The organism is Streptomyces sp. NPDC001401 (assembly GCF_042895385.1).
In the GTDB taxonomy this organism is placed as follows: Bacteria; Actinomycetota; Actinomycetes; order Streptomycetales; family Streptomycetaceae; genus Streptomyces.
In genome coordinates, this window is sequence record NZ_JBIAWI010000001.1 from 787103 (window position 1) to 812158 (window position 25056).

A 25056-nucleotide genomic window follows, 5' to 3' on the forward strand; every position below is an offset into this window, starting at 1 on the left:
GTGGGACCGGTGCGTTGTTGGCTGCGGGTAGTTCGTGGCTGGTCGCGCAGTTCCCCGCGCCCCTCAGGGGGTTGCTGTGCGCGTTGCCTTCAGGAACTCACGTAGGATCCGCTCCCCTGCCAGGACCCCCCGCTCCGGCAATGCGCTGATCTGCGGCGCCGTCCACTCCGCGTCGGCCAGCTCGCCGTGACCAGGGCGCCAGCCCCGGTCTGCCGCCAGCAGGAGGTCGGCGTCGAGCAGTGAGTCGCCGGCGGCCAGGGTGAGGGCCGCGCCCGTACGGCGGGCGACCTCGTGCATCGCCGCGCTCTTGGTCAGCGGCTTCGGGACGGCGTAGATCTTGCGGCCCTGGAGCGAGACCGTCCAGCCGCGGTTCTCCGCCCAGACCGCGAGTTCCTTGACCCACTCCTCGGGCAGCAACTCGCGCTCCACGACCAGGTAGGCGAAGAGGTCCTCGGCGACCCGGTGCTTGCGCACCCACACCGGGTCCGCCGTCGCCAGCAGATGCTCGCGCACCTCGTCCAGCGGGGCGCACTCGTCGGCCAGCCGTGCCGTCACGCGCGCATGCCAGTCGAGGTCGGAGACGCCGTCCACCATCAGATGGCCGCCGTTGGCGCAGATCGCGTACTTCGGCGCCGGGCCCGGCAGGTTGATGCGCTGGTACTGCTTGCGCGTCCGGGTCGTCGTCGGTACGAAGACCGCCGCGTCACCCAGGTCGGTCAGCAGCCCGGCCGCCGTCTCCGTCATGAACGACAGCGGCCTGCTCTCGTGCACCTCGACGCAGAGCAGCCGGGGCGCCCGCGCGTCCGGCATGGTCAGCGCGAGGGCCGCGGAGGAGTAGATGAGCGTACGGTCGAGGTCGCTCGCCACCAGTACCGGCATCAGACCGCCACCGCCTTGCCGTCGGCACCGGTCGCACCGCGCGTGAACCGGGGGTGGATCAACCCCACGCAGGTGTACGGCAGTTCGGTGACCTCCTCGACCGGTACGCCTCGCTGTTCGGCCAGCAGCCGTACGTGGTCCAGGTCGGCGCCCGCCCCCTGCCTCGCCAGGATCTTCCACGGCACCCGGCGCAGCAGCACGCGTGTGGTCTCGCCGACGCCGGGCTTGACGAGGTTCACGTCGTGGATTCCGTACTCCTCGCTGATCCGCTCGACGGCCGCCCAGCCCTCCCAGGTCGGCTCGCGGTCGCCGGACAGCAGCTCCTTGACCTGCGCGGTGACGGCGTCCGCGACCTCGGGGAAGCGGGCGGCGACGGCGTCCAGGAAGTCCACCGAGACATCGGTGCCGGCGAGTTCGCGGTAGAACTTGGCGCCGTGGAAGTCGTGCGGGCCGACCAGGTCCGTGCGCAGCACGGTCCGCGAAATCAGGCCCGAGACTGTCGAGTTGAGACAGGCCGAGGGTATGAGGAAGTCCTCCCGGGTGCCGTACGTCCGCACGCACGAGCCCGGGTCGGCCAGCACCGCGATCTCCGGGTCGAACCCGGAGATGCCGTCGGACGCCTCGAACTCCTTGATGGCGTCGGCGAGTTCGCGGGTGATGGCGCCCTTGCCGGTCCAGCCGTCGACGAAGACGACGTCGGACGGGTCGTGGTGGGCGGCCAGCCAGCGCAGCGCGTTGGCGTCGATACCGCGGCCGCGGACGATCGAGACGGCGTAGTGGGGAAGGTCGAGTCCGTGCCGGAACTGCGCCCAGCGCCGCATCAGCACGCCGACGGGCGTACCGGCGCGGGCGAGCGAGACGAGCACCGGCCGCGGCGACCGCTCGGCCAGCACGATCTCCGTCACGGCGCCGACCGCGAGGGCGAGACGCGCCGCGGACTCCTCGAGCGCCGCGTGGAAGAGCTCCTGGTACTGCTCGCTCGGCTGGTACTCCACCGGCAGCGACTCCGCGTAGTGCGCGCCCCCGCTCTGAATGGCCTCCTCCCGCTCCTCGGTCGGCGCCTCCAGCGTCACGTCCGAGAGGTCCTGCAGCAGCCAGCCGACCTCCTCGGGCGGATACGAGGAGAAGGCGGGGCCGCGGAGGGGCTCGGGCAGCATGGCGGGCCTTTCGGGGACGTACAGGGGCTCGGGGACGTACGATGGCACGACCGCCAGCAGGACCTGCGGGGCGTGGGCGGCCAGCTGGGCCAACAGGCCGTCCGGCGCGTGCAGTTCGGGGGTGTCGGCTGCCGAGTCGACCACGGCGACGACCGCGTCGAAGCCGGCACCGGCGACGTTGTAGGCGTAGCGCTCGCCGGGGCCGTCCGCCGGGTCGTCATGGGCGGGGAAGGCTATGCGGCTGCGTATCGCGTAACCCGGGTCGTCGACCGCGAGGACGGGTGAGCGGGTGGTCGTCGAGTACCTCACCTCGGCGTCGACGACCTGCTCCAACTCCCGGGCGAGGCGCAGGGGCGCGTACATCAGCTCCTCGAAGCCGAGGATGTGCACGCGGTGCGCGTCTTCGGGGAGTGCCTCTGCGAGGCGGGCTGCCATGGCGGGGAGCGCGCGTTCGAGGCGGATGCGGTGCTGGGGGGTGAAGCCGTGCCGGCCACCGTCGGGGAGGCCCCGGGGCCAGCAGAGCTCTACGCGGCTGATGCGGCCGACTGCCGGGTGCGGGTCCGTTGTGGCTGGTCGCGCAGTTCCCCGCGCCCCTGAGGGGGTGCTGCTGAAGTCGGCGTCGCCGGCACCGTTTTTCAGGGGCGCGGGGCTGTGTCGATATGCGGCTCCGCCGCGGGGCGCGACCAGCCCCCACTCACCCGCAGCCGACTCGTACCGCGCAACCAGCTCCTGCCCTTTCTCCAGCACCCCCGCGGGCAAGCGGACCGTCCCGGAAGCGGCCGCCACGAGGTCGACCTCCGCACCGATCTCCCGCGCAAAGTCCTCCAGCCGCCCCAGATCCGCCGCAGACCGCATGTCGACCAGGGCAACGACGACGTACCGCCGCCGCGGGTACCGCTCGTGCAGATCCCGGATGGTGTTCAGGACCGTGTTCCCGGTCGAGAACTCGTCGTCGACCAGGACCAGCGGCCCGTCGCCCACCAGCAGCGCCGGATCCTCCGGCAGCAGCAGGTGAGACGTGGCATGCGAGTGCGACTCCTCGAAGCCGCCCGCCGCCGCCACACCCGCGACCGGGCGGCGGGTGGAGTGCAGATAGGGGGCGAGCCCCACGCCGTCGGCGACCGAGTGGCCAAGACCCGTCGCCGTCTCCGCGTAACCGAGGACGACCGCAGAGGCCGCCTCCTCGGTACCCAGGAGCTCCCGTACCCGGCGCCCGAGCGCGAACCCGTACCCGTACACCACGGACGGCGACTGCGGCACATGCTTGCCGAGCACATTGGAGACGAGCAGATGCGCCCGCTTGGGATTGCGGCGCAGGGCCAGCCCCAGCAGGTCGGTCAGCTTGTCGTCGCCCACGAGTTCGAGCCCGAGCCGCTCGGCGACCCAGGTCCCGGACCAGACCGGGTTGTTCACTGCGTTGTTCATGCGTCCCTAGATGGTGAAGTGGGTTCAGCCGGGGATTCCGGCGGCGAGCAGGTCCACAAAGCTGACGTCCTCGCGGGCGACGCCGAACACCTCGGCCCGCAGCATGGTCCGCTCGGCCCATGCGCGGTGCGGCTTCACCTCGTTCATCTTGTTCGTGTACGCCGACCTCAGTACACCCCCGCCGCCCCGCTCGGGCCGCAGGATGTCCGCGGCGTCGCCGAACTCTTCGTGACTGACCACGGACAGCGCGTGTACGGGCAGTACGTGGGAGGGGTGGATGCAGGTCTTGCCCAGCAGGCCGTTGGCCTGGTCCAGGGAGATCTCCCGCAGCAGCCCGTCCATGGCGTGCTCAATCAGTTTCTCGCGCAGCTCGACGGCCTGCCCCTCGAGGAAGGGGCTGGTCCGCAGCATCGGCTTGAACATGCGCTCCGGGACCCGGAAGTACTCCCACACCGGCCCGGTCACCGTGAACCCGGTGCCGTCGGCCCGGCCCAGCAGGTTCACCACGTCGGAGATCACGGAGGCGACGACATGGACGTCGTACGCCGTCATGTCGGGGGCCCGGCGCAGGCCGTACGAGGAGCAGAAGTCGGTCACACCGAGGCGCAGCGCGAGCACGCGGTCGCGGTACTTGTCGACGGCGCGAGCGATGCCCTCCAGGCTCTCCACCCGCGACTCGCGGTAGAGCAGCTCGGGCGACTCCAGCACCGGCATGGCGAACAGCCGGTGGCCGCTCGCGGTCTCGGCGCTTGCCAGGGCCTCCAGGAAGGGGATCCCGCGCTCCTCGGTGAACTTGGGCATCACGAATCCGGACAGCAGCCGGACGCTCGCCCCGAGCCGCTGCGCAAGATCGGGGATCTGCTCGGGCGTACGGACCCGGACGAACAGCAGCGGGAGTTCGGCTCCGTCCCGCCCGGCCAGGTCGGCGAACTGGCGGACGAGGTTCTCCTCCCCCGCCACCACGTCCGCGTCGTCGATCGAGTCCTCCAGGCACAGCACCATCGAGACCACGCCGAGTCCGGCCTGCTTGACGATGTCGTCGGCAAGCCGCGGCCGGGTGGCCGGACTGTAGAGCGTGGCGCCCAGGGCCGCGGAGAGGACCCGGGCCGGGGAGTCCGTGGTGAACTCGCACGGCTCCTGATGGAAGAGGCGCTGCCGCACCTCCGGGGCAATGTGCCCGAAATGACGCATAGAACTCCCCCGTGACGCCAGGTAAGGCTGTGGATTCGGTAATGGGTGGCCGGTAATAGTACGTAGAGACCCATGTCAGGGGTTCCCGCAGGGCATGAATTTCTGGTAACTCGGCCATGTCGACGGCGATTCGACAAGCCGTCGACACGGCCACCGGGTCCCCCACCCCCGCGTTGTCGTGACCAGGACCGAGAGGGCAGGATGACCGCATGACGCACGCGATGCTGAAGGGGTCGAACGTCCCGCTCGAGGCCACCACGGTGCGCGCCGTGCTGCGCTGGACGCCCGGGCAGGGGGTCCCCGACGTAGACGCTTCGGCGCTGCTCCTCGGCCCCGACGGTCGTGTGCGCTCCGACGAGGACTTCGTCTTCTACAACCAGCCCCGGCACCCCTCCGGGAAGGCAAGGTGGCTCGGCAAGAAGCGCGTCGCCGACGGCCTCACCGACACGATCCAGACAGATCTGGCCGGAGTCGAGGCCGATGTCAGCCGGATTCTCCTGGTCGCATCGGCGGACGACGTCACCTTCGACCGCGTACAGGGACTGCGCATCCTGCTGTACGACGCCATGAGCGCGGCCGACGAGCCGCTGATCCTCTTCGACATCAAGCCCCAGACGGGCAGGGAAACCGTCCTGATCTGCGGCGAGTTGTACCGCCGGGACGAGGTCTGGAAGTTCCGCGCCCTGGGCGAGGGCTACCCGAACGGCCTGAAGGGTCTGGCCACGGAGTTCGGCATCTCGGTGGACGAGTCGGAGGCCACGGAGGAACCCGCCCCCGAGGCCTCCCAGCCGCTTCCCCCGGAACAGCCCACCGCGGTCCCCACCCAGCCGGCATACGGCTACCCCCAACAACCCCCCGCCACCCAACCCGCCTACGGCTACCCCCAGCCCGCAGCAGCAGCCACAGCAGGCGCCCCGTCCGGCTACGGCTACCCGCCACCGGTGACGGCCCCGGCTCCGAACCCGGATTTCCGGCTGCCGCCGCAAGGGCCGCAGTTCATCGGGCGTTAGCTGATACGCCGGTAAGGGGCGCGGGGAACTGCGCGACAAGCCACACACAACCCGCACCCGCCAACGAACACGGCCCCCCGAGCTCGTAGGCAACCGGGGGCTACTTCTCCACCTTGGACTTGTACCCCCGCCCCCACTGCAACCCCCACCCGTACAACCGGTCCAGCTCCGCCTGGAACCCGTACACGAACTTCACCTCACGCCGCACCACCAGCTCCCCCTTCACGTTCTCGATCATCACCACCGCACACGACCGAGCCTGCGGATGCCGCTCATCAAGATGGATCTCGATCCGAGGCCCATTGCTCGGATACAGCGTCACGATCGCGTGCGTACGGTCGAACGCCGGAGTCTGGTCGTAGATGTACACGAACACCAGCAGCCGCTTGATCTCGTCCCGGTGGTCGAGGTTGACGTACATCGTCTCGCCGGACGCCGACCCGAACCGGTCGTCGCCGCTGAGCTTGACGTACGGCGGCGCGTTGACGTCCCCGAAGTAGTTGCCGAGCGGCTGCACGACCCCCTTCGTGCCGTCCTGGAGCTCGTACAGACACGCCAGGTCGAGGTCGACATTGACCATGCTCTGGCCGTGCCCCATGACCTCCGCGGGCTTGAGCGCCTTGAAGGGGTGCCGAAACAGTGAGTCCCGCTGCGAACCGCCGATGTCGGACGTCCGCATCCGCCAGCTCAGGTTGACGCGCAGATGCCCGGTGGCCGCGCCCTGCTTGGTGAGGGATACCTGGTGGTGCCGTTTGGTCAGCTCGATGGAGTTGGTCGCGGCGCTGCCCGAGTCGAAGTCGGCCTCGCGCCCGCGCCAGAGTCCGTCCAAGAAGCCCATTCCCGCCCCCAGATTCACCCGGGTCCCGCTGGACCCGGCTTCACTTGAAAAACCGGCGGGGCGGCCGGAGGCCGGCCGCCCCGCACAGAGCGTTCCTCGCCCTGAGGCGTGTCACACCCCGGACGAGATCTCAGTCTTCTCGTCCGAGCCCGCCGCTTTTCCCTCGGCTTCCGCGAGCGCCTTGTTGCGGCGCACCGAGGACCAGAAGGACCAGGCGATCAGGATGACGCCGACGAGGCCGGTGATGACCTCGTTGATCTGGTACTGGATGGTGACCATGAGGATCACGGCCAGCGCGCCGATCGCGTAGTGCGCGCCGTGCTCCAGGTAGACGTAGTCGTCCAGGGTGCCCTGACGGACCAGGTACACGGTCAGCGACCGGACGTACATGGCGCCGATGCCCAGGCCCAGTGCCATCAGCACGATGTCGTTGGTGATGGCGAACGCGCCGATCACACCGTCGAAGGAGAAGGACGCGTCCAGGACCTCGAGGTAGAGGAACATGAAGAACGCGGCCTGGCCGGCGAGGGCGACCGCCGAGCGCTTCTTGCCGCTGCGCGCGGCCTCTTCCTCCTCCTCGTGCTCCCGCTCCTCCTCTTCCTCGAGCTTGTCCTCGAAGTAGCCGGAGAGACCGCCGACGACCATGTACGTGATCAGACCCGCGATGCCGGAGATCAGCACCGTCTGCGCCTTGTCGATGTGCGCGCCGCCGTGCTGGTGGGCGTGGGTGGCGAAGGTGAACGACGTGATCAGCAGGACGACCAGGGCGATGCAGACCGACAGCATGTCGACCTTGCCGAGCTTGGCCAGCGGCCGCTCGATCCAGCGCAGCCACTGGATGTCCCGGTCCTCGAAGATGAAGTCGAGGAAGATCATCAGCAGGAACATGCCACCGAAGGCGGCGATCGCCGGGTGGGCGTCGGTGACCAGCTGCTGGTACTGGTCCTTGTCGGTCAACGCCAGGTTGACCGCTTCGATGGGACTCTTCTTGGCCGTGACGGCGACGATGACGACCGGGAAGACCAGCCGCATGCCGAAGACCGCGATGACGACACCGACCGTGAGGAAGATCTTCTGCCAGAAGGCATTCATCTTCTTCAGGATTCCGGCGTTGACCACCGCGTTGTCGAACGACAGCGAGATCTCGAGGATGGAGAGGATAGCTACGATGCCGAAGGCCTCCCACCCCCCATAGAGGACACCCAACGCCAGACCGACCGCGGTAACCGCGAACGACCAGCCAAAGGTTTTCAGAAGCACTGGCTACCCAATCCGTATCGGTACGGGTCTCCCCCGCGCCGTACTCGGCTTTACGAAACGTTGACTCCAAAGTCTAGAGCGATGCCGCGCAGCCCCGACGCGTACCCCTGTCCCACCGCCCGGAACTTCCATTCGCCCTGGTAGCGGTAGAGCTCGCCGAAGATCATCGCGGTTTCGGTGGAGGCGTCCTCGCTGAGGTCGTAGCGCGCGAGCTCCTGGCCGTCGGCCTGGTTGACGACGCGGATGAAGGCGTTGCTCACCTGTCCGAAGGTCTGGGCCCGCTCGTCGGCCATGTGGATCGAGACCGGAAAGACGATCTTGTCGCACTGTGCGGGCACCTGGCCGAGGTCGACCAGGATCGACTCGTCGTCGCCCTCGCCCTCACCGGTGAGGTTGTCGCCCGTGTGCTCCACCGAGCCCTCCGGGCTCTTGAGCTGGTTGTAGAAGACGAAGTACTCGTCGCCCAGCACCCGCCCGCCGTTGCACAGCAGGGCACTGGCGTCGAGGTCGAACGGGGCTCCGGTGGTGGAGCGCGCGTCCCAGCCGAGCCCGATCATCACCTGAGTGAGGTTGGGTGCGGCCTTGGACAGGGAGACATTGCCCCCCTTGGCGAGCGTGACGCCCATGATGCTGGTCCTCCCCGATGTGGTGCTTTTTTGGTTGTCCTTCGCTCCCCCGGAGGGGCACCCCAGGCGCCGCACGCAAACGGTGCGGCGCCGGGTGATGTGATGCATGCAGACAGGTCCTGAGACCCGGTGACTTGTCTCAGACGTTCACGCCGAAGTCCTGCGCGATGCCGCGCAGGCCCGAGGCGTAGCCCTGGCCGATGGCGCGGAACTTCCACTCCGCGCCGTGCCGGTACAGCTCACCGAAGACCATGGCGGTCTCCGTCGAGGCGTCCTCGGAGAGGTCGTAGCGTGCGATCTCCGCCTCGCCCGCCTGGTTCACCACGCGGATGAACGCGTTGCGCACCTGGCCGAACGACTGCTGGCGGTTCTCGGCGTCGTAGATCGAGACCGGGAACACGATCTTCTCGACGTCGGCCGGGACGCCCGCGAGGTTGATCTTGATCTGCTCGTCGTCACCCTCGCCTTCACCGGTGATGTTGTCACCGGTGTGCTCGACCGAGCCGTCCGGGCTCTTGAGGTTGTTGAAGAAGACGAAGTTGGCGTCGCTGCCGACCTTGCCGGACGAGTTCAGCAGCAGTGCGCTGGCGTCCAGGTCGAAGTCGGTACCGGTCGTGGTGCGGACGTCCCACCCCAGACCGACGATGACCGCGGTCAGGCCCGGGGCCTCCTTGGTCAGCGATACGTTGCCGCCCTTGCTGAGGCTGACTCCCACGAGTCCTCCATTGGTTTCAGGGGCGGGGAGCCCCGCCGTGCGTTTGATACCGGATCAACGAGTCGATCCTAGTGACGGGTTCCCGCACCACGCATGGCTTGGAGCCGAAGAATCACAGGGTGTCGAGCGCCTTCACGTACTCGTTCAGGTCGCGGGCGTCCGGCAACGCGTTGACGACGGTCCAGCGCACGACGCCCTCCTTGTCGATGACGAAGGTGCCGCGCACCGCGCAGCCCTTGTCCTCGGCGAAGACGCCGTAGGCGCGGGAGACCTCGCCGTGCGGCCAGAAGTCGCTCAGCAGCGGGTACTCGAGGCCCTCCTGCTCGGCGAAGACGCGCAGGGTGTGGATGGAGTCGTTGGAGACGGCGAGCACCTGGGTGTCGCGGTCGGAGAACTTGGGCAGGTTGTCCCGCAGCTCGCACAGCTCGCCGGTGCACACGCCGGTGAAGGCGAAGGGGTAGAAGAGCAGGACGACGTTCTTCTCGCCACGGAAGTCGGAGAGCTTCACGGTGGCGCCGTGGTTGTCCTTGAGCTCGAAGTCGGGGGCCTTGTCGCCGACCTGGATCGCCATGGTCGTGTTTGTCCCTTCGGTGGGGGCTGTTCGGGTGGCATCCACCCTACGCAGCGATCACCGAAGGCCGACGGACGGGCTGAGCGAACTCAGCCCGCCCGGCGTTTGAGGACGAGGCCGTTCACGAGGCCGTTCAGGCCGAAGGGGGGTCCGGGGGCACCGCCCCCAGAATCCGGTCCATCCAGCGGAGCGTCATCGCTTCGACTTGGCCGCCTTGGGCGTCACGAGCCGGCTGCCGCTCCAGTCCTTGCCCACGCTGACGCTCTTGGAGGCGGACAGCCCCGCCGTCGTCGCGGCTTCGGAGATGTCGCTCGGCTCCACATAGCCGTCGCGGCCGGTCTTCGGCGTCAGCAGCAGGATCGAGCCGCCCTCCTCGATGTACGTGGTGGCGTCCACCAGCACATCGGTCAGGTCGCCGTCCTCGTCGCGGAACCAGAGCACCACGGCATCGGCGACGTCGTCGTAGTCCTCGTCCACAAGGTCGGTGCCGATGACCTGCTCAATGGCCTCGCGGAGTTCCTGGTCTACGTCGTCGTCGTAGCCGATCTCCTGGACCACCTGCTCGGGCTGGAACCCCAGCCTCACGGCAGGGCTCGTCTCCGCGTGGTCCGCGGTCGCGCTCACGGGTTGCCTCCTGATCATGTCTTGGTGAATATCTCAGCCACGCGCGTGCGCGAAGCATTGGCCGTAGTCCACACGGGCGGGGCGGATCGCGCAAGTACCCGGCCGTTCAGACCGCCGAAACGGTGACGATCCTGGCCGTGTCACCCCAACTTCAGGCATGCGACTACCGCCGTAAGTGACCTACACCACACCTTTCTGCCCCCTTTGTGGCATTGGGAACCAGCCGGAGCTGACGTAGGTCTCGGTTACCTCTCAGTAGAGATGACGTTTGCTTCCCCGAGGTACACGATGGGGAACGGTGCAGGCGTACCGAAATGCAGCTCAATGCAGCCCTCTGACAGGTAAGGAACAGCGTGGCTTCCGGATCCGATCGCAACCCGATCATCATTGGCGGCCTTCCGAGTCAGGTTCCTGACTTCGATCCCGAGGAGACCCAGGAGTGGCTCGACTCCCTGGACGCCGCCGTCGACGAGCGCGGCCGTGAGCGGGCCCGCTACCTGATGCTGCGACTGATCGAGCGGGCCCGCGAGAAGCGCGTGGCCGTGCCCGAGATGCGCAGCACGGACTACGTCAACACGATCGCGACCAAGGACGAGCCGTTCTTCCCCGGCAACGAGGAGATCGAGCGCAAGGTCCTGAACGCGACCCGCTGGAACGCGGCGGTCATGGTCTCGCGCGCCCAGCGCCCCGGCATCGGCGTAGGCGGCCACATCGCCACCTTCGCGTCCTCCGCCTCGCTCTACGACGTCGGCTTCAACCACTTCTTCCGCGGCAAGGACGAGGGCGACGGCGGCGACCAGGTCTTCTTCCAGGGCCACGCCTCTCCGGGCATCTACGCCCGCGCGTTCCTGCTCGACCGCCTCAGCGAGGAGAACCTCGACGGCTTCCGGCAGGAGAAGTCGAAGGCGCCGCACGGGCTGTCCTCGTACCCGCACCCGCGCTCGATGCCGGACTTCTGGGAGTTCCCGACCGTGTCGATGGGCCTCGGCCCGATCGGTGCGATCTACCAGGCGCGGATGAACCGGTACATGCACGCGCGCGGGATCGCCGACACGAGCAAGTCCCATGTGTGGGCGTTCCTCGGCGACGGCGAGATGGACGAGCCGGAGTCGCTGGGCCAGCTGACCATCGCCGCCCGTGAGGGCCTGGACAACCTGACCTTCGTCGTCAACTGCAACCTGCAGCGCCTCGACGGCCCGGTGCGCGGCAACGGCAAGGTCATCCAGGAGCTGGAGTCGGTCTTCCGCGGCGCCGGCTGGAACGTGATCAAGCTGATCTGGGACCGCTCCTGGGACCCGCTGCTGGCCCAGGACCGCGACGGCCTCCTCGTCAACAGGATGAACACGACGCCGGACGGCCAGTTCCAGACGTATGCCACCGAGTCCGGCGCGTACATCCGCGAGCACTTCTTCGGCGACGACCAGCGGCTGCGCGCGATGGTCGAGGGCATGACCGACGACCAGATCCTGCACCTGGGCCGCGGCGGTCACGACCACAAGAAGATCTTCGCGGCGTTCTCGGCGGCCAAGGCGCACAAGGGCCAGCCGACGGTGATCCTCGCGAAGACGGTCAAGGGCTGGACGCTGGGCCCGAACTTCGAGGGCCGCAACGCCACGCACCAGATGAAGAAGCTGACGGTCGACGACCTCAAGCGCTTCCGCGACCGCCTGCACCTGCCGATCTCCGACAAGGACCTGGAGAGCGGCGTTCCGCCGTACTACCACCCGGGGCGGAACTCGGAAGAGATCCAGTACATGCACGACCAGCGCAAGCAGTGCGGCGGGTACGTCCCGACGCGCGTCGTGCGCTCCGAGCCGCTCGCGCTGCCGGACGACAAGACGTACGCGAGTGTGAAGAAGGGCTCCGGTCAGCAGTCGATCGCCACGACCATGGCCTTCGTGCGACTGCTCAAGGACCTCATGCGGGACAAGGAGATCGGTCGGCGGTTCGTGCTGATCGCGCCGGACGAGTACCGCACGTTCGGCATGGACTCCTTCTTCCCGAGCGCGAAGATCTACAACCCGCTCGGGCAGCAGTACGAGGCGGTCGACCGCGACCTGCTGCTCGCGTACAAGGAGTCGCCGACCGGCCAGATGCTGCACGACGGCATCTCGGAGGCGGGCTGTACGGCCTCGCTGATCGCGGCGGGTTCGGCGTACGCAACGCACGGCGAACCGCTGATCCCGGTCTACGTCTTCTACTCGATGTTCGGTTTCCAGCGCACCGGCGACCAGTTCTGGCAGATGGCCGACCAGCTGGCGCGCGGTTTCGTACTGGGTGCGACCGCCGGCCGTACGACGCTGACCGGTGAGGGTCTGCAGCACGCCGACGGCCACTCGCAGCTGCTCGCCTCGACCAACCCGGGCTGTGTCGCCTACGACCCGGCGTACTCGTACGAGATCGCGCACATCGTGCAGGACGGTCTGCGGCGGATGTACGGCGGGGACGCGGAACACCCGCACGGCGAGGACGTCTTCTACTACCTCACCGTCTACAACGAGCCCATCCAGCACCCGGCCGAGCCGGAGAACGTGGACGTCGAGGGCATCCTCAAGGGCATCCACCGCCTGAGCGAGGGCACTTCGGGTGCGATTCCGGCGCAGATCATGGCGTCCGGTGTGGCCGTGCCGTGGGCGATCGAGGCGCAGAAGATCCTCGCCGCAGAGTGGAACGTCAGGGCCGACGTCTGGTCGGCGACCTCCTGGAACGAGCTGCGGCGCGAGGCCGTGGACGTCGAGCGGCACAACCTGCTGCACCCCGAGGAGGAGCAGCGGGTGCCGTACGTGACGCAGAAGCTGTCGGGTGCGCAGGGGCCCTTTGTGGCCGTGTCCGACTGGATGCGGGCGGTTCCGGACCAGATCGCGCGCTGGGTGCCGGGGACGTACCAGTCGCTGGGCGCGGACGGGTTCGGCTTCGCCGACACCCGGGGCGCTGCCCGCCGCTTCTTCCACATCGACGCGCAGTCGATCGTGGTGGCCGTGCTGACCGAGCTGGCGAAGGAGGGCAAGGTCGACCGGTCGGTGCTGAAGCAGGCGATCGACCGGTACCAGCTGCTCGACGTGTCGGCGGCGGACCCGGGCGCCGCGGGCGGAGACGCGTAGGCGCTCCGCTGGAAGGGCGGATTTAGGCTGCGGGCCGGCGGCGGCTGGTCGCGCCCACTCGGCGGAGCCGCATATCGATGCAGCCCCGCGCCCCTTACGGGGCGCTCAGCCCCCGTCCGTTGTCTTTACGATGCGGGCATGAAGGAACAAACGGCGCAGGGTCGTTGGGAGCAGGTGACCCAGCGGCCCTTGCTGGCGCTGGCCGTGCTGTTCGCCGTCGCGTATGCCGTGCCGATCGTGGACAGCGCGGCGGGACGGTCGCTGACGACCGTGTGCACGACGGTCGAGTGGGTGGTGTGGGGGGCGTTCGCCACCGACTATGTGGTGCGGCTGGGGCTGGCCCGGCGCCGTAGAGAGTTCGTCCGTACGCACTGGATAGACGTGTGCGCGGTGGTGCTGCCGATCCTCCAGCCGCTGCGGCTGCTGCGGATGGTGTCGACGCTGATACTCGTCGGGCGACGGGCGCGAATGGCCTCGCAGATCCAGCTGACGACGTATGTCGCGGGCGCCGTGGTCGGGTTGCTGATGTTCGGGTCGCTGGCCGTGCTGTCGGTGGAGCGGGAGTCGCCGAACGGGAACATCCGGACGCTGGGTGACGCGGTGTGGTGGTCGTTCACAACGATGACGACCGTGGGGTACGGGGATCATGCGCCGACCACCGGGCTGGGGCGGATGATCGCCGTCGGGCTGATGCTGTCCGGGATCGCCCTGCTGGGTGTGGTCACCGCGAACATCGCCGCGTGGTTCATCGCGCGGTTCGAGATGGACGATGTGGAGGAGCGGCGGCAGACGGAGGCGATCGAGGCGTTGACGGAGGAGGTGCGGGCGCTTCGGGCCGAGGTTGCGGCGCTGCGGGAGCCGTCGGTCAGACCGTGACCGAGCCGGGTACCCCCGGTGCGCTCCCTGATCGTCGGACTGCCGGCGCGCTGACCCCCTCCGTCAGCGCGCCGCAGCACCGGTCGCCCTCCACCCAGTACGAACTTGCCTGAGGAACATGCCGTGTTTGAGGGCTTGACCACTGTGGCCTGCGGCGCGCACCGGATGCGAGGAATCTTTAGCGTCTTCACCCTGATAGGCGAAGTCAGTTGAAAACCCGTCAGATGTGGGCCGCGCCCGCACCCGCCTCCGCGTTCTCGCCGCGCTTGGTGAGCAGGGCGACGAAGACCGCCACGACCGCGACTCCGCAGGCGACCAGGGACGCCAGGCTCATGCCGGAGATGAACGTGTCGTGCGCGACGTCCGCGATCTTCGCGGCGATCGCCTCCGGGGTGCCCTTGGCGACCGGGGCCACGCCGACCTGGACGGCCTCGGAGGCCTGGTCCAGCTGGGTCTGCGTGAGCGGCGGGAGCCCGGCGCCCTTCCAGTTGCCCGGGAGGTCGCTGTCGACCTTGGACGCCATCACGGCACCCAGGACGGCCGTACCGAGGCTGCCGCCGATCTGCATCGCCGCCTGCTGGAGGCCGCCGGCGACGCCGGAGAGCTCCATCGGCGCGTTGCCGACGATGACCTCCGTGGCGCCGACCATGACCGGCGCGAGACCGAGGCCGAGGAGGGCGAACCAGAGGGACATGACGGCGCTGCCGGTGTCCGCCTGCAGCGTCGACATGCCGTACATGGCGATCGCGGTGGCCGCCATACCGCCGGCCAGCGGGATGCGCGGGCCCAGCTTGGTGATCAGCGCGCCCGCGAGCGGGGAGCCGACGATCATCATGCCGGTGAGCGGGAGCAGATGCTCGCCGGCCTTGATCGGGCTCATGCCGTGCACGTTCTGGAGGTAGAACGTCACGAAGAACAGGCCGCCCATGAACGCGATGGCCATCAGCACCATCAGCACGACGCCCGCCGACAGCGGGACCGAGCGGAACAGGGTCAGCGGGATCAGCGGCTCCTTGACCTTCGTCTCCCAGAAGGAGAAGAGGGCGAAGCCGACGATCGAGACGGCTATGAACGTCCATGTCTTGCCGTCGCCCCAGCCCCAGGTGGGGGCCTTGATGAGCGCCCAGACCAGGCAGAACATCGCGCCCGAGAGCAGGGCGATGCCCAGGATGTCGAACGAACGCGGCGCGTTCTCGGCGCGGTGGTCCCGCAGGATCAGCAGGCCCAGGACCAGGGCGATCGCGCCGACCGGCACGTTGATGAAGAACACCGACTGCCAGTTGACGTGCTCGACCAGGACGCCGCCGAGGATCGGGCCGCCGGCGGTGGAGGCGCCGATGACCATGCCCCAGATGCCGATGGCCATGTTGAGCTTCTCGGCGGGGAAGGTCGCGCGCAGCAGGCCGAGTGCGGCCGGCATCAGCAGCGCGCCGAACAGGCCCTGGAAGACACGGAAGGTGACGACCGCGGCGATGCTGTTCGACAGGCCGATGGCACCCGAGGCGGCCGCGAAGCCGGTCACGCCGATCAGGAAGGTCTGGCGGTGCCCGAAGCGGTCGCCGAGCTTGCCGGCGGTGATCAGGGAGACCGCGAGGGCGAGGAAGTACCCGTTGGTGATCCACTGGACGTCGGCGAAGCTCGCCTTGAGGTCCTTCTGGATGGCCGGGTTGGCGATGGCCACGATGGTGCCGTCGAGGGCCACCATCATGACCCCGACGGCGACGGTGATGAGGGTGAACCACGGGTGGCCGCGCAGCCCGGAGGCCGGCGGCGCGTCCGACGGGGCTGCCGGCGCCTTGTCCCCCGGCCCCGTCGTGTCGATGGTGGTCTGACTAGTCATGTGTTCGAGGCTAGTGACAGCCGCTGACAATTGACAAACCAATTCACAAGTCAGTAACTGACGCATATGGAAACACTCCGCGAACGCAAGAAGCAGCGCACCCGGGACGCGCTGCTGCGGGCCGCTGTCGAACTGTTCACCACGCGCGGGTACGAGGAAACGACCGTCGACGACATCGCCGAGGCCGTCGATGTCTCGCAGCGCACCTTCTTCCGCTACTTCGCCGGCAAGGAGGAGGCCGCGCTCGCCCTGCAGGAGCTGGCCGTGGCACGGTTCGTCGAGGCCGTACGCGAGCGGCCGGCGGACGAGGCGCCGATGGAGGCGCTGCGCCAGGCGGTCCTGGAGGGCTGGGACACGCTCCACGAGGTCATCGAGGCCGTCGTACCGATCGAGCTGTATCTGCGCATGTACCGGGTGATCGAGTCGACGCCCGTCCTGCTCGCCGCGCATCTGCGGCGCAACGAGGAGACCGAGGACACCATCGCGCGCGTGCTCGCCGAGCGGGAGGGCCTCGACGTGGACGCCGATCCCCGGCCACGTCTGGCGGTGGCGGTCTTCGGCGGGGTGATGCGGGTGACGGAACGGCAGTGGTCCACCGGGGAGGACTTCAGCGTCGAGGCGATGCGCGCGTTGACGATTTCGTACCTCGAACAGGTGGGCCCGGCGCTCACGGAGAGCTGGCGAACACGCTGAGGCACGTATGAGACACGCTGAGGTCATGGGCACGTTTATCGAAACGTGATCCCCATCACTCGGCTCACGCGAGACCCTCTCGTTCTCCTAGTGTGTCCTCCCAGTGACTTCCTTCGACACCTCCCCGCAACTGAACGTCTGGCGCGCGCTGCTCGCTCTGGCCGTCGTGTTCGTAATGCTGGCGACCACCGGATGGACGGCCCTGCGCAGCCATCACGGAGCCACTCCGCTGCAGGCCTCGATCTCCTCCTGGGAGCACGGCCGCATCCACGGGCACCATCTGCCGGACCCAGACGCGTCCCCCGCGCGCCTCACCCGCTTCTTCGGCTCGCTCACTGCTCAGGAGCGCGCCCACCTCGCCCGCCGCTACCCCCTCGCGGTCGGCAACATGAACGGCGCTCCTGTCGCGCTGCGCTACCGCGCCAACCGTCTCGCGCTCGCGGAGCAGCGCAAGGTCGAGCGCGGGCGCATGCACGACAGCCGCCTCTCCCCCATCGGGCAGCAGGACGCCGGCCGCCGTATGCACCGCTACGACTCGCTGCTGCGGCACGGCCGGCAGATCCTCGCCTTCGACCCCGAGGGCTCGGGGCGGGTCGCGGAGGTGATCGGGAACCTGCAGCAGGCCGAGCGTGTGTCGGTCGTCGTCCCCGGCGTCGACACCGACCTGCTCACCTTCCAGAAGACCAACCGCCCGTACTCGGCGCCCGTCGGCATGGCCAAGTCGCTGTACGCGGCGGAGAAGGCGGCGAGCCCGACGACGCGTACGGCCGTGATCGCCTGGGCCGACTACACGGCACCCGCCGGGCTCGGCATCGACTCGGCGACGGCGATGCGTGCGGCGGAGGGTGCGCTGCGGCTGAACGCGATGCTGCGCGGCCTGCCCGGCAGCGCGCCGGTGTCGCTGTTCTGCCACAGCTATGGCTCCGTGGTGTGCGGAATCGCCGCACGCGAAATGCCCCGCCGGGTGGCCGACATAGCGGTGGCCGCCAGCCCCGGCATGCGCGTCGAGAAAGCCTCCCACCTGCGCACCTCCGCCCGGGTGTGGGCGATGCGGGACGCCACGGACTGGGTCCAGGACGTGCCGCACCTGGAGCTCGGCGGGCTGGGCCACGGGGCCGACCCGGTGTCGGCCGCGTTCGGGGCGCGGGTGCTGTCCGCGCAGGGCGCGCAGGGGCACGCCGGTTATTTCGAGCCGGGCACGCAGAGCGTGCTGAACTTCGCGGAGATCGGCGTTGGCGCGTACCAGTCAGTGCACTGTGCGCGTGAGGAGAACGTGTGCCGGGAGGGTTTGTCCGGCACGACCGCGGCCGGACGCGCGTAGAGGCGCAGAAACTGCGGTCTGCGCGGGGTGGAGACGAAGGAGCGGGTCATGCCTACGATGAGCCGCATGGGTGACGTACTGGCCGGATTTCATGCTGCCTGGGAGTTCGAGTCCGACTCTGTGCTCATCCGTTACGAACGAGGGATTCGAACACCCAAGCTCTTCCAGGCACTGGGGGAACGTCGTGTGCCTCTGGAGGCGATCTCCGGGGTGACGCTGTCCCCCGGGAAGCGCGGCACCGTCGTACTGCGGGCCGAGGTGCGGCCCGGAGCCGATCCCTTGCTGGAGGCGGCGGCGGGACAGCTCAAGGAAGGGTGCGATCCGTATCGGCTGGTGCTGCCTGCCGAGCGGGACGCTCTCGCCGAGTACTACGCCGACGAGCTGCGGGCGCAGCTGAAGGGCGACGGCGAGGCGGCCGAGCGGTATCTGGTGGCCGCGCCCGAGGCGCCCCGGCAGTTCAAGGCGTACGACGCGAAGGCGTCCTTCGACGGGAAGACCGTGCACTTCCGGTGGTTCTGGACGGGGGCGTCCTCCGCCAAGTGGAAGGCCGGGGACCAGAGCTTTCCGGTCGGTGAGCTGAGCGGGGTGGAGTGGCGGTCGCCGGAGGTGTTCGAGGGGCACTTGCGGTTGCTGCGGGGGGCTGCGCAGGCGGTGCCGGTGGATCAGGATCCGGCGGCTGTGGTGTTCGGGTTGGGGTATGGGCCCGTGCATGAGTCGTTGCCGTTTGCGGCGGCTGTGCTTGCCGCTGTGCGGGCCCGTGGGACGGCGGCCGCGGTGCCGGCCAGCGCGCCGAGGCGCGATCCGGCCGACATCGCGGAACGTATTCGTCACTTGGGGGAACTGCATCAGGCGGGCCTGGTGACGGATGAGGAGTTCTCCGTCAAGAAGGCGGAACTGTTGGCTGAGCTTTAGCGTCTGCCGGGTTCGGTTTGTTGGCTCGTGCGGGTTGTGGTGGGTTGCTCGCGCAGTTCCCCGCGCCCCTGAAAGCCGCTACTCGCGCCCGGCGGAAGCGAACCGCATGTCCGGGTAACGCGTCCCTGCCACCTTCGCGGCGATCGGCTCCAGCAGGGACAGCTCAGCGTCCGTCAGGACGATCCTCGTCGCCGCCGCGTTCTCCTCCACCCGGTGGCGTTTCGTCGTGCCCGGGATCTGGGCAACCGCGAGGCCGTGTACGGCTGCTCGCTGCTGGACCCAGGCCAAGGCGATCTGAGCCGGCGAGGCACCATGTGCTTCGGCCACCGTGCGGATCGGTTCCAGGAGGGTTGCGTTGGCGGCCGCGTTGTCGCCCTGGAAGCGGGGCATCGTGCGGCGGACGTCGCCGTCGGTCAGGTCCTTCTCCGCGTTGGAGAAGGAGCCGGCGAGGAAGCCGCGGCCCAGCGGGGAGTAGGGGACCAGGGCCACGCCCAGGTCGCGGGCGGCCGGCACCACATTGGTCTCGATGTCCCGGCTGAACAGGGACCACTCCGACTGCACGGCGGCGATCGGGTGCACGGCGTGTGCGGCGCGCAGTTCGTCGGCGGTGACCTCGCTGAGGCCGAGGTGCTTGACCTTGCCCTCGCCGACCAGCTCGGCCATGGCGCCGACGGTCTCCTCGATCGGGACGTTCACATCGCGCCGGTGCATGTAGTAGAGGTCGATGACGTCGACGTCGAGGCGGCGCAGGCTGCCCTCGACGGCCTGGCGGACGTACGGGGCGTCGCCGCGGATGACCCGCTTGGTGCGGTCGCCCGCCGGGACGCGTACGCCGAACTTGGTCGCGATGACGACCTCGTCCCGGTGCGCCTTGAAGAACGGCGACAGGAAGCGCTCGTTGTCGCCGTCGCCGTAGCCCTCCGCCGTGTCGTACAGCGTGACGCCCAGCTCCAGTGCCCGCTCCAGGGTGGCCCGCGACTCCTCCGCGTCGGAGGGACCGTACGCCCAGCTCATGCCCATGCAGCCGAGGCCCTGTACGCCCACCTCGGGGCCGTCGGCGCCGAGTCGTACGGTCGGGATCCTGCTGTCCGTCATCGCACCTTCTCCGCCTCGTAGGCACGGGCGCGCTCGGCGTCCGCGTAGAAACTGATCTTCCGGTCGAGCACCGCGAGGGTGTCCTGCAGCTCGGCGATCCGGGTCAGCACGTCCCGGCGGGTCTGCTCGAGCAGCTCGAACCGCTCGCCGAACGTGTCGTCGCCCTCGCGCACCAGCTCCGCGTACCGCACCATGTCGGCGACCGGCATGCCGGTGAGCCGGAGCTTGCCGACGAGGTCCAGCCAGTCGAGGTCGCGGTTGCTGTAGCGGCGCTGGCCCGTGTGCGAGCGGTCCACGTGCGGCATCAGGCCGATGCGCTCGTACCAGCGCAGGGTGTGCGCGGTCAGGCCGGTGACCGCGACGACCTCGCTGATCGTGTAACTGTCCTGTCCTTCGGGGCGCCGGTGCGCCTGGGGTGGGGCGCTGCAGCTGTCGGTCCTGGTGGGCGTGGTCTCCATCACCGTCATGACCTCAACGCTATGGCCTTCGAGTGCACTCCAAGCAAGCGGAACCGGTAAGAAATCGGCGGGACATGGCGCGATGGCGGTGACTAGCGTGCGGGTCATGAGTCTTGTACGCCGGGCCGTGCCCGAGGACGCGCAGGAAGTGCTGCGGCTGCGCCAGGTGATGATCGATTCGATGCCGGGGTCGGATCCTGCCACGGACTGGCACGAGGAGTCACTGCCGGGGCTGCGGGAGAGGCTGGGCGAGGCGGACGGGAACTTCGCCGCGTTCGTCGTCGACCATCCGGAGCGGCCGGGGGCGCTGGCGGCGCTGGTGGCCGGGACGATCGACTACCGGATCGGGAAGGCCGGTGATCCGCGCGGGACGGTCGGTTACGTCTTCAGCGTCGCGACCGACCTGGACGCGCGCCGTCGCGGGTATGCGCGCGCGTGCATGGACACACTGCTGGACTGGTTCCGGGAGCGCGGTGCCGCGCGGGTGCACCTGACCGCGTCCGCGGAGGCCGAGCCGCTGTACGTCTCCCTCGGTTTCAAGCCCAAGCCGGACCCTTTGCTGGAGCTCAGGTTGTGAGCGCTTAGGCTCGTCCGCATGTCCTTGCAGAGCCTTGCGCTGATCGAAAACTGGCCGGTTCCCACCGCCGCGGCGGGTGTGGTGCGCGGCGACGGCACGGTCCTCGGCACCCATGGCCCGGCAGGCCACCGCTTCCCGCTCGCCTCGGTCACCAAGCCGCTTGCCGCGTACGCCGCCCTCGTCGCGTACGAGGAGGGAGCGATCGAGCTCGACGAGCCGGCCGGTCCGCCCGGCTCGACGGTCCGCCATCTGCTGGCCCACACCTCGGGGCTCGCGTTCGACGAGCACCGGGTGACCGCGCCGCCCGGGGAGCGGCGGCTGTACTCCAACGCCGGGTTCGAGCAGCTCGGCGACCACATCGCCAAGGCTACGGACATCCCGTTCGGGGAGTATCTGCGGCAGGCGGTGCTGGAGCCGCTCGGCATGACGTCGACGACTCTGGAGGGCTCCCCGGCGAAGGACGGCGTCTCGACGGTCGACGACCTGCTCCGGTTCGCGGCCGAGGTGCAGGCGCCGCGCCTGCTGGACCCCCGTACTGTCGCCGAGGCGATGACGGTCCAGTACCCGGGCACCAAGGGCGTCCTGCCCGGCTACGGCCACCAGAACCCGAACGACTGGGGCCTCGGCTTCGAGATCCGCGACTCCAAGTCCCCGCACTGGACGGGGAGTTCCTCGTCGCCGCGGACCTTCGGGCACTTCGGTCAGTCGGGTACGTTCCTGTGGATCGACCCGGACGCGGGAGTCGCGGGCGTCGCACTGACGGACCGGGCGTTCGGGCCCTGGGCGGTCGAGGTGTGGCCGGTGTTCACGGATGCGGTGCTGGCCGATCTGCTGGGCTGACGTGGGCTTGGACTGAGGCCGAGGCGTTTTCGCTTGCCCGCGCTTGCGGGGTGCCGCCTGCGCCCACCCGTGCCGCCCCAGCGGCACGACTGCCCGCAGGCTACGCGGACATCTCCCAGATCAGCAGCTCCGCCTGCGTCGTCCCGACCGCCTCGAGGTCCTTCGCGTCCGTGATCCGCGCCGCATCCCCCGGCCCCAACTCCTCGCCGTCCAGGCGCACTTCACCGCGTACGACATGGACGTAGACGTATCGCCCGTCCGGCACCGCCGTCCGCTCGCCCGTGCCCAGACGTCGTACGTGGAGCATCGCGCCCGCGTCCGGGACCGCGTACGGCGTGGAGTCCGCGATGCCGTGGACGATCTCGTACGCGGGGTCGCCGCCGGGCTCGCGGGGGGCCAGCCACATCTGGACGAAGGTCAGGGGGGTCGGGCCGTCGTTGCGCTCCACATGCCGTACGCCCGCCGCCGAGCTCAGCCGCTGGACGTCCCCGGGCCGGACCGTCGTCTCGTGGCCGCCGGAGTCACGGTGGGTCAGCTCGCCCTCGATCACCCACGTCACGATCTCGGTGTGGCTGTGCGGGTGCTCGTCGAATCCGGCGCCGGGGGCGAGGCGCTCCTCGTTGCAGGCGATCACCGCGCCGAAGCGGAGGTTGTCGGGGTCGTAGTGGGGGCCGAAGGAGAAGGCGTGCCACGACTCGATGCCGGCTGCCGGGTCGCCCCCTGGATAGCGCTCCGCGGCGCGCCGTACGTCCATCACGCACACCACGGTAAACCTCGGCCTCCACCCGCCGACGCACACTCCCGTCCCGATAAGGCAGTCTTGTTCCCGTGCCCGAACCCGAAACGAGCAAGCCCGAAGCCGCCGCGCCCGGCCTCCACTCGCATGCCGCGACCCTGAAGCGACTGGAGAAGTCGTCCGGTTCTCTCGCCGCGCAGGCCATCGCGCGCATGGACGAGACGCTGCCGTGGTACCGGGCGATGCCCCCGGAGAACCGTTCCTGGATCGGGTTGGTCGCCCAGGCCGGTATCGCCGCCTTCACCGAGTGGTTCCGGCATCCCGATGCCCCGCAAGCCATCTCGACGGATGTGTTCGGAACCGCGCCGCGTGAGCTGACCAGGGCGATCACGCTGCGGCAGACCGTGGAGATGGTGCGCACCACCATCGAGGTCATGGAGTCCGCGATCGACGAGGTGGCGGCTCCCGGTGACGAGAGCGTGCTGCGCGAGGCGCTGCTCGTCTACGCCCGTGAGATCGCCTTCGCCACCGCCCAGGTGTACGCCCAGGCCGCCGAGGCACGCGGTGCCTGGGACGCGCGCCTCGAGTCCCTCGTCGTCAATGCCGTGCTGAGCGGGGAGGCCGACGAGGGGGCGGTCAGCCGGGCCGCCGCCCTGGGGTGGAACGCCCCCGAGCATGTGTGCGTCGTCCTCGGGACCGCTCCCGACGGGGACTCCGAGCTGACCGTCGAGGCGATCCGGCGGGCCGCCCGGCACGCCAAGCTGCAGGTGCTCACCGGGGTGCTCGGGGACCGGCTCGTCGTCATCGCGGGCGGCAGCGACAACCCGATCGCCGTGGCCAAGTCGCTGATCGGGCCGTATGCGGCCGGGCCCGTCGTGGCCGGGCCCGTGGTGGCCGATCTGCTCACCGCGACGCGGTCCGCACAGGCGGCGGCCGCCGGCCTCAAAGCGTGTTCCGCCTGGCAGGACGCCCCGCGGCCGGTACTGGCGGACGATCTGCTGCCGGAGCGCGCGATCGCCGGTGACCCGAGCGCACGCGAGCAGCTGGTGGAGGAGATCTACAGACCGCTGGAGGAGGCCGGGTCGGCGCTTCTGGAGACGCTCTCCGTCTATCTCGAGCAGGCGAGCAGTCTGGAGGGGGCGGCCCGGATGCTCTTCGTTCACCCGAACACCGTGCGCTACCGGCTCCGACGTGTGACTGACGTCACCGGTTGGTCGCCTTCCGATGTACGCTCCGCGTTTACGCTGCGGATCGCGCTGATCCTGGGGCGTCTGGCCGACGGGGATCTCCCCGCCTAGTCTTTTGTCGGGGGTCCACAAAACCCCCTCGTGTTCTTCGTCCCTGTCCTCACGGGCGGCCTTGGCCGTCCACAAGAGAGAGTGTGAGAGTGCTCGTACTCGTCGCTCCCGGCCAGGGCGCCCAGACGCCCGGCTTCCTGACTCCCTGGCTCGAACTGCCCGGCGCCGCCGACCGCGTCGCCGCCTGGTCGGACGCCATCGGACTGGACCTCGCCCACTACGGCACCCAGGCCGACGCGGACGCGATCCGCGACACCGCCGTGGCCCAGCCGCTGCTCGTCGCCGCCGGCATCCTGTCCGCCGCGGCACTCGGTGCCATCACGCCGGGCGCCGTCGCGGGCCACAGCGTCGGCGAGATCACCGCCGCCTCCTTCGCGGGCATCCTGGACGACACCGCCGCGCTGGCCCTCGTACGCAAGCGGGGTCTGGCCATGGCCGACGCCGCCGCGATCACCGAGACCGGTATGTCGGCGCTGCTCGGCGGCGACCCCGAGGTCTCCGTCGCGCACCTGGAGAAGCTGGGCCTGACCCCGGCGAACGTGAACGGCGCGGGCCAGATCGTCGCCGCGGGCACGCTGGAGCAGCTCGCCGCGCTGAACGAGGACAAGCCCGAGGGCGTCCGCAAGGTCGTCCCGCTGAAGGTCGCCGGCGCCTTCCACACGCGCCACATGGCACCCGCGGTCGAGGCGCTGGCGAAGGCCGCCGCCGAACTGACCCCCGCCGACCCGAAGTTCACGTACGTCTCCAACAAGGACGGGCAGACGGTCGCCACCGGCGCCGAGGTGCTGGAGCGCCTGGTCGGCCAGGTCGCCAACCCGGTCCGCTGGGACCTGTGCATGGAGACCTTCAAGGAGCTCGGCGCGACCGCGATCATCGAGGTCTGCCCCGGCGGCACGCTGGTCGGCCTCGCCAAGCGCGCGCTGCCGGGCGTGAAGACCCTCGCGCTCAAGACCCCCGACGACCTCGACGCGGCCCGCGAGCTCATCGCTGAGCACGCCAACGCCTGACCCCAA

Annotated in this window: 23 protein-coding genes; 10 read left to right on the top strand and 13 right to left on the bottom strand. The window is 69.3% G+C overall.

Annotation, left to right across the window (positions count from 1 at the left end; all coding sequences use genetic code 11):
- Positions 1-63 precede the first annotated feature (63 nt).
- Genes ACFY10_RS03695 through ACFY10_RS03705 form a run of 3 tightly spaced genes read right to left on the bottom strand, consistent with a single transcriptional unit; the run spans position 64 to position 4652 of the window.
- Complete coding sequence (locus ACFY10_RS03695) at positions 64-879, bottom strand: HAD family hydrolase (protein WP_390663400.1); 816 nt, start codon at positions 877-879, stop codon at positions 64-66.
- Positions 879-3461: a phosphoribosyltransferase gene (locus tag ACFY10_RS03700; RefSeq protein WP_390663401.1), complete on the bottom strand. Its 2583-nt coding sequence runs from the start codon at positions 3459-3461 to the stop codon at positions 879-881. The genes ACFY10_RS03695 and ACFY10_RS03700 overlap by 1 nt, the downstream gene beginning before the upstream one ends.
- A 24-nt stretch (positions 3462-3485) precedes the next feature.
- Positions 3486-4652, bottom strand: coding sequence for an HpcH/HpaI aldolase/citrate lyase family protein (locus ACFY10_RS03705; RefSeq protein WP_390663402.1), 1167 nt, complete (start codon positions 4650-4652; stop codon positions 3486-3488).
- Positions 4653-4861: 209 nt separating this feature from the next.
- On the opposite strand from ACFY10_RS03705, the gene ACFY10_RS03710 reads away from it, so the two are divergent.
- Entirely contained in the window at positions 4862-5662 is an 801-nt protein-coding gene (locus ACFY10_RS03710) for a TerD family protein (RefSeq protein ID WP_390663403.1), read from the top strand.
- Positions 5663-5762: 100 nt separating this feature from the next.
- Here the strand turns inward: ACFY10_RS03710 and ACFY10_RS03715 are convergent, their stop codons facing one another.
- The 6 genes from ACFY10_RS03715 to ACFY10_RS03740 form a co-directional block, all read right to left on the bottom strand.
- On the bottom strand, positions 5763-6500 hold the full coding sequence (locus tag ACFY10_RS03715) for a Tellurium resistance (protein WP_390663404.1): 738 nt from the start codon (positions 6498-6500) through the stop codon (positions 5763-5765).
- Between the two features lie 111 nt (positions 6501-6611).
- Positions 6612-7760, bottom strand: a complete 1149-nt coding sequence (locus tag ACFY10_RS03720; protein WP_390663405.1) for a DUF475 domain-containing protein — start codon at positions 7758-7760, stop codon at positions 6612-6614.
- Between the two features lie 50 nt (positions 7761-7810).
- Complete coding sequence (locus ACFY10_RS03725; RefSeq protein WP_390663406.1) at positions 7811-8386, bottom strand: TerD family protein; 576 nt, start codon at positions 8384-8386, stop codon at positions 7811-7813.
- A 139-nt stretch (positions 8387-8525) separates the two neighbouring features.
- A complete protein-coding gene (locus ACFY10_RS03730) occupies positions 8526-9101 on the bottom strand; it encodes a calcium homeostasis/redox stress adaptation protein (protein ID WP_390663407.1) in 576 nt (191 codons plus the stop codon).
- A 112-nt stretch (positions 9102-9213) separates the two neighbouring features.
- The gene (locus ACFY10_RS03735) at positions 9214-9672 is read right to left on the bottom strand and encodes a peroxiredoxin (protein WP_390663408.1); all 459 of its coding nucleotides are present in this window, start codon (positions 9670-9672) and stop codon (positions 9214-9216) included.
- A 192-nt stretch (positions 9673-9864) separates the two neighbouring features.
- Positions 9865-10296: a DUF3052 domain-containing protein gene (locus ACFY10_RS03740; RefSeq protein ID WP_390663409.1), complete on the bottom strand. Its 432-nt coding sequence runs from the start codon at positions 10294-10296 to the stop codon at positions 9865-9867.
- 353 nt (positions 10297-10649) lie between these two features.
- Between ACFY10_RS03740 and aceE the strand changes: the two genes are divergently transcribed.
- Together aceE and ACFY10_RS03750 are read left to right on the top strand one after the other, a co-directional pair.
- Positions 10650-13397, top strand: a complete 2748-nt coding sequence (gene aceE, locus ACFY10_RS03745) for a pyruvate dehydrogenase (acetyl-transferring), homodimeric type (protein WP_390663410.1) — start codon at positions 10650-10652, stop codon at positions 13395-13397.
- A 138-nt stretch (positions 13398-13535) separates the two neighbouring features.
- Positions 13536-14273 (top strand): potassium channel family protein, encoded by a 738-nt coding sequence (locus ACFY10_RS03750; protein ID WP_390663411.1) that lies wholly within the window; start codon positions 13536-13538, stop codon positions 14271-14273.
- 220 nt (positions 14274-14493) lie between these two features.
- Here ACFY10_RS03750 and ACFY10_RS03755 read toward each other — a convergent pair whose 3' ends face one another.
- Positions 14494-16113 carry an MFS transporter gene (locus ACFY10_RS03755; RefSeq protein WP_390663412.1) on the bottom strand — a complete coding sequence of 540 codons (1620 nt, stop codon included), beginning with the start codon at positions 16111-16113 and terminating at the stop codon, positions 14494-14496.
- 66 nt (positions 16114-16179) lie between these two features.
- Here ACFY10_RS03755 and ACFY10_RS03760 point away from each other — a divergent pair, with 66 nt between their 5' ends.
- The 3 genes from ACFY10_RS03760 (at position 16180) to ACFY10_RS03770 (ending at position 19039) form a co-directional block, all read left to right on the top strand.
- Positions 16180-16806, top strand: coding sequence for a TetR family transcriptional regulator (locus ACFY10_RS03760; protein ID WP_390663413.1), 627 nt, complete (start codon positions 16180-16182; stop codon positions 16804-16806).
- Between the two features lie 103 nt (positions 16807-16909).
- Positions 16910-18127, top strand: coding sequence for an alpha/beta hydrolase (locus ACFY10_RS03765; protein ID WP_390663414.1), 1218 nt, complete (start codon positions 16910-16912; stop codon positions 18125-18127).
- A 57-nt stretch (positions 18128-18184) separates the two neighbouring features.
- Positions 18185-19039 carry a DUF4429 domain-containing protein gene (locus ACFY10_RS03770; RefSeq protein WP_390664126.1) on the top strand — a complete coding sequence of 285 codons (855 nt, stop codon included), beginning with the start codon at positions 18185-18187 and terminating at the stop codon, positions 19037-19039.
- Positions 19040-19117: 78 nt separating this feature from the next.
- On the opposite strand, the gene ACFY10_RS03775 is transcribed toward ACFY10_RS03770, so the two are convergent.
- On the bottom strand, positions 19118-20134 hold the full coding sequence (locus ACFY10_RS03775; RefSeq protein WP_390663415.1) for an aldo/keto reductase: 1017 nt from the start codon (positions 20132-20134) through the stop codon (positions 19118-19120).
- Positions 20131-20601, bottom strand: coding sequence for a MerR family transcriptional regulator (locus ACFY10_RS03780; RefSeq protein ID WP_390663416.1), 471 nt, complete (start codon positions 20599-20601; stop codon positions 20131-20133). Before ACFY10_RS03780 ends, ACFY10_RS03775 begins: the two co-directional genes overlap by 4 nt.
- Before the next feature lie 97 nt (positions 20602-20698).
- On the opposite strand from ACFY10_RS03780, the gene ACFY10_RS03785 reads away from it, so the two are divergent.
- Both ACFY10_RS03785 and ACFY10_RS03790 read left to right on the top strand, forming a co-directional pair.
- On the top strand, positions 20699-21169 hold the full coding sequence (locus tag ACFY10_RS03785; RefSeq protein WP_390663417.1) for a GNAT family N-acetyltransferase: 471 nt from the start codon (positions 20699-20701) through the stop codon (positions 21167-21169).
- Between the two features lie 18 nt (positions 21170-21187).
- Positions 21188-22009: a serine hydrolase domain-containing protein gene (locus ACFY10_RS03790; protein ID WP_390663418.1), complete on the top strand. Its 822-nt coding sequence runs from the start codon at positions 21188-21190 to the stop codon at positions 22007-22009.
- Between the two features lie 100 nt (positions 22010-22109).
- On the opposite strand, the gene ACFY10_RS03795 is transcribed toward ACFY10_RS03790, so the two are convergent.
- Complete coding sequence (locus tag ACFY10_RS03795; protein WP_390664127.1) at positions 22110-22763, bottom strand: pirin family protein; 654 nt, start codon at positions 22761-22763, stop codon at positions 22110-22112.
- 74 nt (positions 22764-22837) lie between these two features.
- Here ACFY10_RS03795 and fasR point away from each other — a divergent pair, with 74 nt between their 5' ends.
- Both fasR and ACFY10_RS03805 read left to right on the top strand, forming a co-directional pair.
- Positions 22838-24043 (top strand): fatty acid biosynthesis transcriptional regulator FasR, encoded by a 1206-nt coding sequence (fasR, locus tag ACFY10_RS03800; protein WP_390663419.1) that lies wholly within the window; start codon positions 22838-22840, stop codon positions 24041-24043.
- 89 nt (positions 24044-24132) lie between these two features.
- Positions 24133-25050, top strand: coding sequence for an ACP S-malonyltransferase (locus ACFY10_RS03805; protein WP_390663420.1), 918 nt, complete (start codon positions 24133-24135; stop codon positions 25048-25050).
- The last annotated feature ends 6 nt before the right edge of the window (positions 25051-25056 follow it).

Coding starts and splice junctions, on each gene's coding strand:
- ACFY10_RS03770 (WP_390664126.1), top strand. CDS start 18,185: ATGAGCCGCATGGGTGACGTACTGGCCGGATTTCATGCTGCCTGGGAG.
- ACFY10_RS03710 (WP_390663403.1), top strand. CDS start 4,862: ATGACGCACGCGATGCTGAAGGGGTCGAACGTCCCGCTCGAGGCCACC.
- ACFY10_RS03695 (WP_390663400.1), bottom strand. CDS start 879: ATGCCGGTACTGGTGGCGAGCGACCTCGACCGTACGCTCATCTACTCC.
- ACFY10_RS03750 (WP_390663411.1), top strand. CDS start 13,536: ATGAAGGAACAAACGGCGCAGGGTCGTTGGGAGCAGGTGACCCAGCGG.
- ACFY10_RS03790 (WP_390663418.1), top strand. CDS start 21,188: ATGTCCTTGCAGAGCCTTGCGCTGATCGAAAACTGGCCGGTTCCCACC.
- ACFY10_RS03725 (WP_390663406.1), bottom strand. CDS start 8,386: ATGGGCGTCACGCTCGCCAAGGGGGGCAATGTCTCCCTGTCCAAGGCC.
- ACFY10_RS03785 (WP_390663417.1), top strand. CDS start 20,699: ATGAGTCTTGTACGCCGGGCCGTGCCCGAGGACGCGCAGGAAGTGCTG.
- ACFY10_RS03780 (WP_390663416.1), bottom strand. CDS start 20,601: ATGACGGTGATGGAGACCACGCCCACCAGGACCGACAGCTGCAGCGCC.
- ACFY10_RS03795 (WP_390664127.1), bottom strand. CDS start 22,763: ATGGACGTACGGCGCGCCGCGGAGCGCTATCCAGGGGGCGACCCGGCA.
- ACFY10_RS03760 (WP_390663413.1), top strand. CDS start 16,180: ATGGAAACACTCCGCGAACGCAAGAAGCAGCGCACCCGGGACGCGCTG.
- ACFY10_RS03715 (WP_390663404.1), bottom strand. CDS start 6,500: ATGGGCTTCTTGGACGGACTCTGGCGCGGGCGCGAGGCCGACTTCGAC.
- ACFY10_RS03705 (WP_390663402.1), bottom strand. CDS start 4,652: ATGCGTCATTTCGGGCACATTGCCCCGGAGGTGCGGCAGCGCCTCTTC.
- ACFY10_RS03775 (WP_390663415.1), bottom strand. CDS start 20,134: ATGACGGACAGCAGGATCCCGACCGTACGACTCGGCGCCGACGGCCCC.
- ACFY10_RS03700 (WP_390663401.1), bottom strand. CDS start 3,461: ATGAACAACGCAGTGAACAACCCGGTCTGGTCCGGGACCTGGGTCGCC.
- ACFY10_RS03735 (WP_390663408.1), bottom strand. CDS start 9,672: ATGGCGATCCAGGTCGGCGACAAGGCCCCCGACTTCGAGCTCAAGGAC.
- ACFY10_RS03755 (WP_390663412.1), bottom strand. CDS start 16,113: ATGACTAGTCAGACCACCATCGACACGACGGGGCCGGGGGACAAGGCG.